This is a genomic window from Microcoleus sp. PH2017_08_TRC_O_A (assembly GCF_020738665.1).
Taxonomy (GTDB): domain Bacteria; phylum Cyanobacteriota; class Cyanobacteriia; order Cyanobacteriales; family Microcoleaceae; genus Microcoleus.
On record NZ_JAEQCE010000023.1, the window covers coordinates 1 to 14224 of the forward strand.

At 44.1% G+C, this 14224-nt stretch carries 14 protein-coding genes; 2 read left to right on the forward strand and 12 right to left on the reverse strand.

Annotated elements, in window-relative coordinates; all coding sequences use genetic code 11:
• Nucleotides 1–74 precede the first annotated feature (74 nt).
• The 4 genes from JGK22_RS10005 to JGK22_RS10020 are packed head-to-tail and all read right to left on the reverse strand — an operon-like array spanning nt 75 to nt 2241.
• Nucleotides 75–698: a hypothetical protein gene (locus JGK22_RS10005; protein ID WP_293312789.1), complete on the reverse strand. Its 624-nt coding sequence runs from the start codon at nt 696–698 to the stop codon at nt 75–77.
• Between the two features lies 1 nt (nt 699).
• On the reverse strand, nt 700–1551 hold the full coding sequence (locus JGK22_RS10010; RefSeq protein WP_293192897.1) for a ThiF family adenylyltransferase: 852 nt from the start codon (nt 1549–1551) through the stop codon (nt 700–702).
• Nucleotides 1551–1976 (reverse strand): ubiquitin-conjugating enzyme E2, encoded by a 426-nt coding sequence (locus JGK22_RS10015; RefSeq protein WP_293192899.1) that lies wholly within the window; start codon nt 1974–1976, stop codon nt 1551–1553. Before JGK22_RS10015 ends, JGK22_RS10010 begins: the two co-directional genes overlap by 1 nt.
• 40 nt (nt 1977–2016) lie before the next feature.
• Nucleotides 2017–2241: a hypothetical protein gene (locus JGK22_RS10020; protein ID WP_293192902.1), complete on the reverse strand. Its 225-nt coding sequence runs from the start codon at nt 2239–2241 to the stop codon at nt 2017–2019.
• 369 nt (nt 2242–2610) lie between these two features.
• On the opposite strand from JGK22_RS10020, the gene JGK22_RS10025 reads away from it, so the two are divergent.
• On the forward strand, nt 2611–3126 hold the full coding sequence (locus JGK22_RS10025) for a LuxR C-terminal-related transcriptional regulator (protein ID WP_293192904.1): 516 nt from the start codon (nt 2611–2613) through the stop codon (nt 3124–3126).
• Nucleotides 3127–3156: 30 nt separating this feature from the next.
• On the opposite strand, the gene JGK22_RS10030 is transcribed toward JGK22_RS10025, so the two are convergent.
• From JGK22_RS10030 to JGK22_RS10050, 5 genes are all read right to left on the reverse strand, one after another.
• On the reverse strand, nt 3157–3387 hold the full coding sequence (locus JGK22_RS10030; protein WP_293192906.1) for an addiction module protein: 231 nt from the start codon (nt 3385–3387) through the stop codon (nt 3157–3159).
• Between the two features lie 120 nt (nt 3388–3507).
• The gene (locus JGK22_RS10035) at nt 3508–3843 is read right to left on the reverse strand and encodes a XisI protein (RefSeq protein WP_293147098.1); all 336 of its coding nucleotides are present in this window, start codon (nt 3841–3843) and stop codon (nt 3508–3510) included.
• Nucleotides 3831–4250 carry an element excision factor XisH family protein gene (locus tag JGK22_RS10040; protein WP_293196703.1) on the reverse strand — a complete coding sequence of 140 codons (420 nt, stop codon included), beginning with the start codon at nt 4248–4250 and terminating at the stop codon, nt 3831–3833. Before JGK22_RS10040 ends, JGK22_RS10035 begins: the two co-directional genes overlap by 13 nt.
• A gap of 70 nt (nt 4251–4320) precedes the next feature.
• Nucleotides 4321–4632 carry a DUF433 domain-containing protein gene (locus JGK22_RS10045; protein WP_293205776.1) on the reverse strand — a complete coding sequence of 104 codons (312 nt, stop codon included), beginning with the start codon at nt 4630–4632 and terminating at the stop codon, nt 4321–4323.
• A gap of 203 nt (nt 4633–4835) precedes the next feature.
• Nucleotides 4836–5882 (reverse strand): UPF0104 family protein, encoded by a 1047-nt coding sequence (locus tag JGK22_RS10050; protein WP_293312791.1) that lies wholly within the window; start codon nt 5880–5882, stop codon nt 4836–4838.
• Nucleotides 5883–5986: 104 nt separating this feature from the next.
• On the opposite strand from JGK22_RS10050, the gene JGK22_RS10055 reads away from it, so the two are divergent.
• Nucleotides 5987–8023 carry a S8 family serine peptidase gene (locus JGK22_RS10055; protein WP_293281458.1) on the forward strand — a complete coding sequence of 679 codons (2037 nt, stop codon included), beginning with the start codon at nt 5987–5989 and terminating at the stop codon, nt 8021–8023.
• Between the two features lie 263 nt (nt 8024–8286).
• Here JGK22_RS10055 and JGK22_RS10060 read toward each other — a convergent pair whose 3' ends face one another.
• From JGK22_RS10060 to pruA, 3 genes are all read right to left on the reverse strand, one after another.
• Entirely contained in the window at nt 8287–8766 is a 480-nt protein-coding gene (locus tag JGK22_RS10060) for a hypothetical protein (protein WP_293178197.1), read from the reverse strand.
• Between the two features lie 280 nt (nt 8767–9046).
• Complete coding sequence (locus JGK22_RS10065; RefSeq protein WP_293312793.1) at nt 9047–10720, reverse strand: glycosyltransferase family 39 protein; 1674 nt, start codon at nt 10718–10720, stop codon at nt 9047–9049.
• A gap of 517 nt (nt 10721–11237) precedes the next feature.
• Entirely contained in the window at nt 11238–14213 is a 2976-nt protein-coding gene (pruA, locus tag JGK22_RS10070; protein ID WP_293196697.1) for an L-glutamate gamma-semialdehyde dehydrogenase, read from the reverse strand.
• Nucleotides 14214–14224 lie beyond the last annotated feature (11 nt).

Consider the following 14224-nt stretch of genomic DNA (forward strand, 5'->3'; position numbering starts at 1 on the left):
CATACAGGTAAACCCTAATTAAATAATTTGTAGTTACTCAACGATTATTCTCCAATATACCATATTCTGCTAATCTAAAGTTTAGATGCGTTCGCCCTGCTACGATGAGCAAATGCAGCTTCTTCGGCAATTTTCAAAATTTGCTCTAAAGGTGATGATCCTTTAATAATATGTACGGCAGAATCAGGGATTTCCGCAGAGCCTTGACTTCTGACAAATAAGTAGTAACGCTTCCGAAGTTCCGAGCCACACAAATCTGTAATCAATAGAGCAAAGAAATAGTCCAAATCATATTGACGGCTATTCACAGTTTCTGTATAACCCCTAATGTCACCTTGACTCAATTCTGCTAGTCCATTGCAGTGATGAGTATGCCAAGAACCCAGGTAATTAATATCTTGGTCAAATGTCTCCAACACGCGAAACATTGCTTCTTGATACTCACCATCTGGCATCAAGTGACCTACTGAGTTATTGACACGAGGCCCAGAGTCTATATAAGTTTCTACTCGGATTTTTATATGATTGCCATTTTGACTAATTTTTCCAATAAACTTTCCACCTTCCTCACGGTTAGAAACTGATACTGCATGACTTATTCTGGCAATGACAGTCTCAAAAATTTCAACTGATACGTCTAGATTAGAAGGCCTATAATCTGATCTACCTATTCCAAACCAAGATAAAACTCCCGACATATTAATCCTCCATTTGATGATTGACATTAGTGCAGTAGCATACTTTTTGAGGTTTTAAAAGCATTTGCTTTGCTTCAAAATGACTGCGGAATATTCCTGGGGCTGGTCTATTTCCATACACAATCCAGTTACTTTTTAATGTAGGCATGGACTGAGTTGACTCTCTAAGCAAAATAGAGAGAGCCATCCTAACTTGAATCAATGCAATCATTTGGATATCAATTGAGAGTCCTGATGCACGAAATTCTTTTTCATCAAGACCATAAATTCTACTTTCTTCATCTTCCGTAAGTCCCAAAACCTCGTCTGATAAGTCAAGTTGATTGAGTTCGGAGAAAAGTTGTAAACACTTGTAACAACCAGTCAGAGTTGGAATGTAGCCAAAAACTTCACCTCCTATGCCTGTCCGAAACACGGATGCTGTTACAAAAGGAACTTTTGCTGCCACACACTGGTCACTGACAAACTCTCTGACACTCTTTTTATCTGAACAAGAAAGAACGAGATCGGAGCGACGAACCGACTCAATAAAGTTCGGAGATTGCATCACATCCTCTGCAAAAGTTTTAACTTCTACATCAGGATTTCTGTCTTCTATCCACTCCTTTTGTATGTCTACTTTGAGTCGTCCTAAATCTTTACGCATTCTAGGATGCTTGACAAGATTTTCAGGTTCTAGAGTATCTGGATCGTAAAGTTCCCAAATCCGAATACCATTCATTACAAGGTGATCGCAAGCTGGTGTACCACCGCTACCTAAACCAACAACAGTGATCCGCTTATCTGAAAAAATCTCTGGATTAAGTAGATAGCTAATTCTATCAAACTCAAGTGAATAATTTTGATCTTTCATTAATGTGCTTGCTCTTTTCCTGGCCAATTTTTAGTACGTTGCCAAACATCATATTTGTTAACCCAGATTGCAGCCTTAGATACCATATATGCCAATGAATAGTTTGAAGTCCATTGCTCTGGCTTCATCACACATAAATTGCCACTCGAATACCTGTGAGGACAATCAGGTTCAATGGTTCTTTCAAGCAACTTAATCAATGGCATATTGTAAGGATAGTTTGAAGGAATTTCTATTCTAACTCGGTAATAGTTTTCGTCCGCTGTCTTTAAATACCCCTCTACAGCCTTGATAGAGCCTTTAGATGCTTTAAAATTAAACTGTGGATAGTAGCGCTTAATTTTCTCACTCTCAACAGCCATCCTATCTCTAGATAAATCATTTTCGAGAAATATAAGTCCACGATTAATCGCAATATTTGTCATTATTTATTATTGTTTAATAACTACTTTTGAGGTTAGGCAACTAATACTCACCTTTTGGATCGCGCAGTGCCACTCCTTTTGGAGATTGATTGGGTTCGAGTGGACGAACTACACCATCTGAATCGATTTCTACAAACTCATCTTCTTCTTGAGCGTTAAAGGCTCTTTCTGCCATATTTGCAATTGATCTGCCAACGCCTCTAGCAGCAGCACTAATTACTCCTTCCGTAATTCCATCGACTATATCGTCAAAATCATTTGGCATTTGATTAACCCGTGAAAAACAGCTTTAGCTACTCCTAACTTAGTCATTCGGGCAAAGGGAGCAATTAATCTTGACTTACTTACTTAAGTAACAAATTCTGAAGTTATTGCAAATTAGCAAGAACTCTAAAAGCTTACTCTGTCAAGCTAACGATTTCTCAATTCCTCTTTTACCCTGAATTTTTTTAACCGTACATAGCCTGAAAGCATGATTTAGCAAAGCTTTGGGTGGGTATAATGCCTTGTTAGTCCAAATAAGCTAAATCTGAGTAGCTAATACGATGATAAACTAGCTATACCCAGCTAGCAACTAGCCATAGCTATAAATTTTGGTTAGGCTCTAGCTATCAACTTACCACAATGCCCTGCGATGACATCTAACGACGATATTTTTGCCGATGCCGCGAATAACTGGGACTTGGAAAGGCTCTACAAAGCTATGGCAGAAGCCAAGTGGCAAGTATCTCCTCGTGCCAGAAAGGGACTCACAGAACGGGAAAAGCTTTTTTTGCGCGGTTTGCTGTGTGGCTACAGTCCGGCTGAAATAGCTAACCAAGTACATCAAAGTCGCAAGGGTGTTGAGGTCTATGTCTCTAAAACTTTATATCAATACTTTAAAAAAATTAAAGATGTGCCTAATGAAACAGTAGGCAACTGGAGAAATATTCCTAACTGGCTAGAGGAAGAAGGATATAAAACTAAGTCATCTGTTCAATCTGACTCAAGGAATTATTTGCCGAATGAGCTATTAGTAAAGATCGGAAATATATGTTTTGATACTAATACAGGAACAATTGATATCAACATTCGGGTATCACTTCCATCATTTTCAGAATACCAAAGAACAGAAGATATAGATTCAGACGATCGCCCCTATACAAACTAATCTAATTGAAGGGCGATCTGATTAATTCTATCATTGTGCTATAATCTGCCTAATCTGAGCTAACGCTTCTTCTCCTGGAATTGGCTCAACCATACCGCTTCGGATTTCATCGCGACGCTGCTTAGCTTCCGCAGTCCACAACTTTTGAACTGTTCCGTCTATATCAAATTCAAGACTCTCAACTAGCCTCTCTGCTAACTGCGCTCTCAACGCATTTGGCAAAGATAAAGCTTCTTTCATCAGTTGCTCGATCGATAGCATAATTACATCCCAAACTAAAATCCCTAAATAGTTAAGTTGAAAAAAGGAAGCACATTGTGCAATCTTGTTTGATTATAGCCGATCGCGCGATCGAGAGTAAAACAGCATTTTCCAAACAGCCTAAGCAACTCCATAGCTCGTAAATGGTCTTGCATAGGGAGGCTGAAGCCCCAAAACAATATCCTCCCGCGCCACACCCATCAGCACTAACTCCTCAGCAATCAGTTCATCAGTTTGATTGCGTTGAATCCAGACTTTTTCATTGCGGATGTCTAAGTGAATCGGGCAACTATAAATCCGATTATGACCGTCCCAACCTAAATCTAATATCTGATAATGGTCATGTTCGGTGTCAAATAATACCTGAACTTCAATGTCGCCATTGATGGGTTTAGTCTTACTATATTCCATCAGGAAAGTGCGAACAATCTGCCGATATTTAGCTAATCGATCCATTCCAAAATCACCTCATTAGTAGGGTCGTATACCAACAACTTCAGATCGTACTCAGCGATAGCCGCTTGTGGCAAAGCACGACAGAAAAATGAATTATAGGCTGCGATCGGAACTGCCAAATAGAGCGATCGATCTGGCTCCAGACTCCTGAGTGCTAGTCGATAATTCAGAAATTGACCGAGGGCTAAGTGGAAATCAAACATGGCTGATTCACTCAGAAAGCTTTTAACCTCGACTGCAATCTTCTGTAAACCTCGCTCTGCAACTAGAAGCTTTTCCGCCCCCAAGTCAATCCTGAGTCGATCGTCTTTGCTAAACTTTAGCTTCAGCGGATCGTGGGTAATCACCCAATTATCCTTCAGAAGAGCGGATTTGACAGACTCATGGAAAACATCCCTAGCCGACATAGACTTTACTCAAAGACTTTGTTTTTATTCTATCCCAACCCAATCTTCTCATACCTAAAAACGATGCCACTTACAACAACCCCTTAGCTCGCATTTTTACGAAAAATGGTGAAGGCGAAAGCAGAGATTTTTCCTGTTGTACCTGCTCCCATTCTGCACGAATCTCCTGCTCAATTTCAGCTTGAAAGTCGAAGTAATAAGCCATCGCTGCATGAGCCTCCGACTGCATCAAATAAGGATGCTGGCGGCACATTTCTTCCACTGACCAACCATAAGCTAGATAATCCATCACAATATGAACAACCCGCACGCGGGGTATCCGCTGCAACCGTGCGGGTTGACCCGCTACTTTCTCGATATGAGGATAAATTATTGATAGCATAATGATATCCCAAACTAAAATCGCTCAATAGTTAAGTTGAAACAGAAACCACATTGTACAATCTTGTTTGATTATAGCCTAAGAAATTAGGAGACGGCATTGCCGTGTCCCTACAATATTATTTTGGATACAGGAGACGGCATTGCCGTGTCCTGTATCCTGACGGTGCAACCTGAACTGATATCATTCACCATCCACCGCCCCTACATAAATCGATCGCGCTTCCTATCAATTTTCGCCAAAACAGCACCGGAAACATCCGCCAGAATGCTGATAATCCGATACAAAGCGACCGCACTCAAAATTATACCCACAGAAAAGCGATCGCCAAGCAGGGCGATCGCCGTTGCTTCAAATACTCCCATCCCCCCCGGCGCACCCGGTACAACCAAACCCACAACAAACGCCAAAGCAAAAGCACCGAACAAGTTGGGAATATCGATAAAATTTACCGGATTTAAAGCCATTACCGTTAGCAAAAAACCGCTGCCCCGCAATCCGATAAAACAGATTTGTCCGATTAACGGCACTAAAGGATAGCGTTTAATTGGCAAATTATTTTGGCGCTCGGACTTGACATTAGATATTTTTTTAGCTAGATTGGAGCTAGACTCTAAAGGCGAAATTAGTCGATCGCCCGCAGCATCCCCAACCTCTGAATTTTCCCCCTTGTTCTTGGATAACTTCAACCGCTCTACAAATAGGACGATCGGATTTAGAATTCGGGGATGAATCGCCGTTAAAATAGCAGCACAACCGACAATCCGCAACCACCCATTGATGCGCTCAAAACAAATCAAGCCAATCAGCACGCCCGCAGAAGCCATCAGCAACGGTTCCAGCAAGACGCTGAGAGTAGCAGCTTTGGGCGCAATGCCTGCCTTTTTGGCCTCCAAGATGCGACCCCAAAAATGCCAAATATTCCCCGGTAAATACTTGGCAATATTAGTCTTGAGAAAAACTTGAATCGCCCAGGCGGCATTGACAGGTTGGCGGAATTCGCGCAAAATCAACATCCACACCCAGCCGACAAAAATTAGAGACAGTAACGTGATACCAACCGCGATCGCCAATAACGGAAAACTTTCGGCTCGAATTCGGATATTAGCGACTTCTTGCCAATGACTTACAAAAGCTTTGGCAATAAATAAAAACGTGCCGCCCAAAATCACATAGCGCAAATAAGGCTTTAAACGTGATTTGGCGAGGTTGAAAAAATTCTGAATTCGATGCAAGTGTTGTTTTCCCATTTTCCGATCCTGATTAATGAATTTGGGATGGTAGATTTATTAAGGACAATTTCATGTTTGAAATCTAAAATTTAGATCGATCGCAATTTAAGGAGTAAATTTTTATGGCCGGCCCGAGCCCTGACGGATTTTCCTATCTTTTAGATGATAGCGCCAATAGTTTCGCATTAACTCCGGGCTTTTTGACTCCTTATCGTAACGGACTTTTTGCCCTCGGAGGTAATGATTTTATTGTCGGTGCCTCGGATGCCGATCGCCTCAGCGGTGATAATGGTAACGACAGACTCCTCGGCGGTGGCAATTCCGATACTCTCTTCGGTGGTGTCGGGAATGACTTGCTTAACGGCGGTGCCGGCAATGACTTCCTATTTGGCGGTAAGGGCAGCGATACCTTGCAAGGAGGTAGGGGAGATGATAGCCTCAACGGCGGCAACGGTAGCGACGTTTTAATGGGCGATGGAGGCAAAGATACGCTGACAGGGGGTTTGGGCGCAGATACCTTTGTCCTTCGCAGCAACTCCCCAGTCTCTGATCCGGCTGTTGCAGACGCGATCGCTGACTTTAACAGTTTTGAGGATGCGATCGGACTAACTGACAATCTTACCGAAGCAGACCTCACTTTAGAAACAGTTTCCGGCACTCCCAATACAGTAATTAAAATTCGCCAATCCGGTGCTATTTTAGGCTTAGTCGCCAACACATCACCACAAAACCTCAGCGGTAAGTTCATCTCTGCAAATGCCGTATTGGGCAACCAACTCAGCCAAGCCCGAGATTTAGGCGTTTTGAGCAGCACTCAAACCATCGCTGACTCGGTTAGCAACGCCCGCCCAGACAACCTTTATCGCTTTACTTTGCCTGCAAATAACGACTTTAAATTAACTGTCAGCGGTTTTAGTGCCGATGTTGACGTGGCTGTGATTAAAGATATTAACGGCGACAATTCTATTGACTTTACCGATATTATTGCTTCTGCTAAAGAACCCGGTTTATCGCCAGAGTCTATCGATCTCAAAAATTTGGCAGCCGGAACATACTTTGTCCGAGTTTATCAAAACCAAGGTAATACAAATTTTACCCTAAATTTATCTGCAACTCCTGCAACTATTGTTCCTGACAATCCCAGCAACTCACCGGGTTTTGACTCTCGTTTTGGGTTCGGTTTGGTGAATGCAGCGGCGGCAGTTGCTAAAGCTCAAGGTGTGCCAACTTTTCCTGATGTTCCCGACTTGGGCGGCGATGAGTGGGGCAGAGACTTAATTAAAGCTCCAGAAGTTTGGGCGAAGGGCTTGACTGGAGATGGCATTGTCGTAGCAGTTATCGACAGCGGCATTGACTACAATCACCCAGATTTAGCAGGGAATGTTTGGAGCAATGGGGGGGAAAATGGCGTTGATGCCGCAGGTAGAAATAAAGCTAGCAACGGCGTAGATGATGATGGCAATGGCTTTGTAGATGATTTCCGGGGATGGGATTTTGCCAACAACGATAACGATCCAATGGATGATAACAATCATGGCACTCATATCTCGGGTTTAGTTGCTGCGAAAAAGGATGGAGTGGGAATAACTGGAACAGCTCCGACTGCCAAGGTTATGCCTTTAAAAATACTTAATAGCACAGGAGTAGGCAAAATTAGGGATGAAATTAATGCGATTAATTATGCGGTGGCAAATGGGGCAAAGATAATTAATGTAAGTTTTGGCGGTCAACAGTTCAACGATCAAGAATTGAGCGCGATTCAAGCGGCGGAAGCTAAGGGCGTGGTGGTGATTTCGGCGGCAGGGAATGATGCTCGCCCGGATGTAGATTATCCGGGTAGGTTTGCAACTGAGGTAGGCATTACTGTCGGTGGAGTTAACCGGAATGGCTTGTTTACCGATTATTCTAACCGGGCGGGATCTAACACAATTAGTTATTTTGTCGCTCCGGGTGGCGACGGTGGCAGGGCTGATGCTGGGGACGTTTATTCAACGGTGTCGCTTTCTCAACCGGGGGTTCCCTATCGATATTTTGCGGGTACTTCCATGGGAGTGCCGCACGTATCCGGGGTGATAGCTTTGATGTTGCAAGCCAATCCCAGTCTGACTCCTGCTCAAATTAAGCAGATTCTGGCGGAAACGGCGAGTCGATCGGTTTAAAAAGGTACGTTGTTGCGCTTAAGCGCTCTTTCAAAGGTACGTAGTTGCGCTTAAGCGCTCTTTCAAAGGTACGTAGTTGCGCTTCAGCGCTCTTTCAATATATATATCAGAGCGCCTAAATATATATACCCTTTCTCAAAAAGATGAGGTATAACTGACAGCTTATATAACCCTTAAACCAAGAGGGCTGAAGCCCAACAACATACCTCATCTTTCTGATAACCGCTATAAGAGCGCTCAAGCGCAACAACGTACCTAAAAACTTAATAATTGGCGGCGTAAGTCAAGTCAAATTGACGGCACAGGGTGATGCAGCAGTAGCCTGGTCGATCGAATACTAACTCGTAATTCATCTCGCCATCTATTTTGGTAATCGGCTGCTTTAAGGGGATGCCGTGAATGTCGTATTGGCGGCGTTCTAAGGCACTCCAGTCGATAATTTTGATATCGATTTGGTTCTGCAACTCACTTGCGATCAGATACAGGTGCATCTTGTCTTGAACTTTCCCAGTCAGGGGAATTTTCATTAACACTGACTGAGTGACAAGGGGTTTTTGGTCGTTGGGATGCTTCTGAGTGTGGCAGTTGTTGAGTTCGATATCGTAAGGTTCTAGCTTAAATTTCTCTCCATTGGCGATCGAGGAAGAGTGCAAATCTTGCAGGCACTTTTCTAGATGAGGGATTAGCCCTAAATCTGGATCGCACAGCAGTCTGCGAATATTGGAGGTTTCAGTTACTGTCATTTTAGATTTTTGATGTTATGTTTGTGATTCTTAAATCATAGCTTACCGCAAAAAGTAATTATGTTCTATTATACTTGCGACATAGTTCCAAAAACCAGGTTTCTGGGCAGTATTTCCCGGCAAACCAGATTTTGATTAGTTAATGTTTTTATAGCCTTTCTCAGAAAGATGAGGTGTGACTATAAATGGAGTTTTTTATGCGACCTCGCTTACTATATAATAAATATAAGAGGGCTCCCATCCCAACAACGTACCTCACTTTTTTGAGAACCGCTATAAATTATTTTTTGGTGAGTTTCCACAGATTGAGTTCGACATTACCGCCAACCGGATCTATTTGATAGTTTTGCTGTTCAATTGCCGATCGCAAATCTGAGGAAGGCCTGTATAAAAACAACTCGCCCAAACCGCTGGGAATTTTCGGAGGTTCTGGTTTTTTTCGTGCCAACTCTCGATTTGTGTAACAAGAAGTGTAACAGCGGGGTTGGATTAGCAGTTTGACTTTTGGTTGCAGGCGATAACTTAAAGGCATGATGTATGCGATATTCGCATCGCTGATAATTAAGGGATTGCTTGCAGAATTGACAGTCGCTGCGACTTCTAATTCCGCACGCAACCAACCGCTGCCTTTATTCCACCAACTATCGGCTTGAGAACTAACTCCACCGGAGATGATGCCTGCACAAAACAGTGCAACTATAACTATTTTCCACAGTCTTTGCAGTTTTGAGTTATCAAAATTGTTGCTAATTTTCACAGACAGCAGGTAAGCAACTGCTAGCTGAATTCCCACATAACAAGGAACTAAATATCGCGGATTTGCCGATCGCCTCCCGCCTTTAAGTATATCGGGCACTGCCAAAAATAAGGCAGTTGTGGCAATTAACAATAATATCAACAACCAAACCCGTTTTGGTGTTTGCCGGCATAGAAAATAAAGGGAATAGCCGACTAAAGCTAGAATCAGGATGCCAACGGGAATTACCAAGGCTAGTTGTGCGGCGTTGGCAGTGCCATCAATCCCAATATCAAAAAATCCTATGCTGACTGCGCCCACCCACCTGCTGACTAATCTGAAGAGATTTGTTTGTTCTGCCCATACTGTGGTACTTCTAACTTGATTGAAGTTTTCGACAATATTTACGAGGGAAGGCATGAAGCCAATTAAGGCGACCATTGCTGCTGCATAATAGGCAATAAATGTTTTAACATCGCGCCAGTTGGCAATAACTGCGACGTAGATTGCGTGGGCTGCGGCTACGCAGATAAATAATAAGTGGGTGTACAATCCCATTGCTGCTGTGACTGCGTATAGTGTCCAGTGAGAAATCAGCAACATTGGATTTTGATTGACATCCGGGCGCATTGCTCGCAATAAGGCTGCACTGGATAAAATGGTAGTTAATGTCCACAAACTGTACTGTCTGGCTTCTTGGGCAAACAGGATGTGGTAGGGAGAAATGGCGAGAATTGCGATCGCCATCCAAGCCACAGCAGAGGATTCAAATAACTCCCAAGCCAGCCAATAAATGGCGGGAAATACTAGCAAGCTAATGACGGCGGCCAAACTTCTCATTGTTGCCACGGAACTGCCGAACCATTGCGCCCAAAATCGCGCTAGTATGTAATAGAGTGGCGGGTGTTGGGGGTCTTCGGTTGTTAAGGAATTGAGGGTATTGCTTAAAGTTTTTTGGGAGTTGATCTGCTGGTATTTTTGTAAATCCGAGGGCGAAGTTATTTTCTGGTATGAAATTTGTTTGATAATTTCGGCTTCGGTGTAGCCGGAAACTCTTAAGGAAGTATAGTTTTCGTCGATCCAGTAGAATTTGCGATCGAGATTGACAAATCGAAATAAAATGCCGATCGCCAATACGGCTATAATTAAAAATCGCAACCACTTCTCAAGTGGAGGGTTGTGAGAATTTAGTCGATCGCGATTTTTAGTATATTCCATTTTTTAACTAGCTAATCTCGCAGAACTTTTTTGATGTCACCCACAGACAACACGGTTCGTAGTGAGGACTTTAGTCCTTCTGTCTAAAGATCCGATAGAGATCGAGGACGACAAGACATTGTAATTAATCCACTTTCACGCTCAGAGCATCCCGTTTTTGTAGGGGCGAAGCATTCGCGCTGACAATCTCTCCTATAGTCGATAGGATACAGGCGCGAATGCTTCGCCCTTGCGGATATGTTTGTACAATCGGGATGATCCCCTTTCCCTGTTTTCTAAAGTCTGTCATAACTTTAAAAAAATGGTATTAGTGCTTCTTTCTTTCTTAATAGCCAGAGAGAGGACTGAAGTCCTTACAGACAACATGGTTTGTAGTGAGGACAGGTGCATCTGGTTTTTGCAGAGGGCGAAGCATTTCGGCACATAACTTATGAGTGAGAATCAGAGATTTACTGCCGAAATGCTTCGCCCCTACAAATCGTCAACTGTCAACTGTCAACTGTCAACTGTCAACTGATTAATCGTCTACTCCTTCAATCGGTGCAAAACCTTGGCGCTGAATATTTTCAGTTATAGTACGAGGTTCGAGGAATTGCAGCAAATAATCCGGGCCGCCCGCTTTGGAACCAACTCCCGAAAGTTTGAATCCTCCGAAGGGTTGGCGCGATACCACGGCGCCAGTGGTTCCGCGATTGATGTACAGATTTCCGACTTCAAAATCGGCTTTGGCGCGATCGATATGCGAAGGTGTGCGAGAATACAATCCGCCAGTTAAAGCAAAATTTGTATCGTTAGCAATTGCGATCGCCTCATCGAAATTATGAGCCCGAATCACCGACAAAACTGGGCCGAAAATTTCTTCTTGGGCGAGAGTTGCAGTCGGCGCGACTTCCGTCACAATCACTGGGCCGACAAAATAACCGGTTTGGGGCGCGGCCATTTCTAAGGCTATCTTAGCTTCAGCGCGACCTTTTTCGATGTATTCGCGGATGCGCGACTGCGCCGTAGCATCGATGACAGGCCCGACTTGAGTGCCGGGATTTTCAGCAGGGCCGACATTGAGCGATCGCGCTGCTTCTACCAATCTTTCCACAAAAGCATCGTACACCGACTCGACCACAATTACTCGCGAACAAGCGGAACATTTTTGACCGCTATATCCAAAGGCAGAATAAACTACGCCAGCAACTGCTTGGTCTAAATCCGCACTTTCATCGACAATAATTCCATTCTTGCCACCCATTTCCGCAATTACTCGCTTCAGGTGTTTTTGTCCCGGTTGCAAAATCGCAGCTTGGGCATAAATCTGACAGCCAACTTCCTGAGAACCTGTGAAGGTAATCATGTGAACGTCGGGATGTTTCACCATGTAAGCGCCGACGGTTGAACCTTTGCAAGGTACGTATTGAAATACGCCTTTGGGGATGCCAGCTTCTAGCAAAATTTCAGCTATCTTTGCAGCAATTACTGTGGAAAATTCCGCAGGCTTGAGTAAGGTACAGTTACCTGCAACTAGCGATGCAACTGTCATCCCGACGGGAATTGCCAGGGGAAAATTCCAAGGTGAAATAATCAGAGAAATGCCGCGCGGTTGATAGGTATAGCGGTTGTTTTCTCCGGGAATGTCGTAATTTTGTCCTTGTTCCAACCGTTCCATTTCGTCGGCGTAGTAGCGACAAAAATCAATGGCTTCGGAAACTTCGGCATCGCATTCTCTGACTGGTTTGCCGACTTCAAACACCATCCAAGCTGACAGTTCGTGGCGCCGCTGTTCCATCAATTCGGCTGCTTTGCGGAGGACTCCGGCGCGCTGGCGAACGGGGGTTTTGCGCCAACTTGTGGAGGCTGCTTTGGCTGCTTCTAGGGCTTGTTTGGCTTGTTCTTCAGACAGTAATCCGATTTTTCCGACTACTTCTGCGGGATTGGAAGGGTTGAGGGAATTAACTGTTGTTTCGGTGTTTTGGTACTCGCCATCGATTAGTGGCAAATATGTTTTACCTAGGTTGGCGCGCACTGATTTGATGGCTGCTTCTGCTTGTTGCCGCAATTTGGTATTGGCGTAGTCGGTATCGGCGACGTTGGGAAATACTTTGCTGTAAGCTATCTGGTCGTTGCCATTAGCGACTGGTGCGGCTAATAATTGTTCGATCGGCATTTCTTCGGAACTTTGCCGAATAAACGAACTGTTGGCGGTATTTTCCAGCAATCGGCGGATCAAATAAGCCATTCCTGGGAGCAAATCGCCGTAGGGACAGTATACTCGGACGCGATAACCGCGATCGACCAAAAGCTTGGCCAGTTTGTCGCCCATGCCGTACAGCACTTGCATCTCAAAGCGGCGGCGCGGTATATTGAGAGTCTCGGCAATTGCGATCGCCCTGGCTTGCGATCGGACGTTGTGACTTGCGATCGCAGCATACAAATATTCGTGATTTTCCAGCAGTAACTGAGTCATCTGCTCAAAATTTGCATCCGTAGCAACCTTGTCATTGTAGACAGGCTGCGGCCAATCCTTCTGCATCGCCTTGATAGTTTCTTGATCCCAGTAAGCGCCTTTCACCACACGCACCGTTACCGGATTTCCGCGTTTTTTCGCCCAAGCAATAATGCCTTGCAAATCTTGTTTGCTATCGCGCAAATATGCCTGCATTGTAATTCCGACATCTGTGCGACTGCGGAACTCTTCCTCTAACAATAAGTCTTTGAGAATGCTGAGAGTTAAACTCTTATATTCGTACTGTTCCATGTCGAAGTGAACAGCCGCACCCAACTCTTTAGCGCGCCGCAATAACAGGCGAATTCTCTCGCTAACTTTTTCCTCGCTGCCTTTCGCATCCAGCGGATCAAACTGAGAATAAAAAGCCGTTAACTTGACAGATACTTGCACTCGCGGCAGAGTTTCGCCGTCAGCCTTATCAATCGCATCTACCTGCGACCAATTCTTAGCTGCACTGCTCAATTCGGTCATCAATTCCAAATAGCGATTCAGATAAACTTCCGCCTCAGTTTCAGTAATCACAGCTTCGCCCAAAAGGTCAACTGTAAAACCCATTTTATCTTTGCGAAGTCGTTCTAAGGTTTTAATTACCTGCTTGATATTTTCCCCAGAAATATACTTGTGCGCCAAAGTTTCTACAGCAGGTGCAACCGTCGTCGCCGCCAATTGTCCAGGAATCGAATCAGCGTTAGTAAAACTTAGCAATTTTTTCAAAGCTTCCGGCAATTCTACCTCTTCCACAGTCAGGTATTCTTGCAAGTGGCGGGCAATTTCCGGCTTGCTGCGGAGGGCGGGCAAACAGTCAATAAATCGAAACAATTGCACCCGCAGTCCGGGGCTGGCCATTGCCCAATCCATCAGTTTGTCGTCCCAGCGCATTTGGTCTTGCAATTGACCGAAAAACGATCGCTTTTTGTCTTGAGTTGCCTTAAGGATTTCTTTAGCAATTTCCTGAGTCTTTGCTTCGTAGATGCTTGGAGATACTTGTGCGACCATTGGTAATTAGT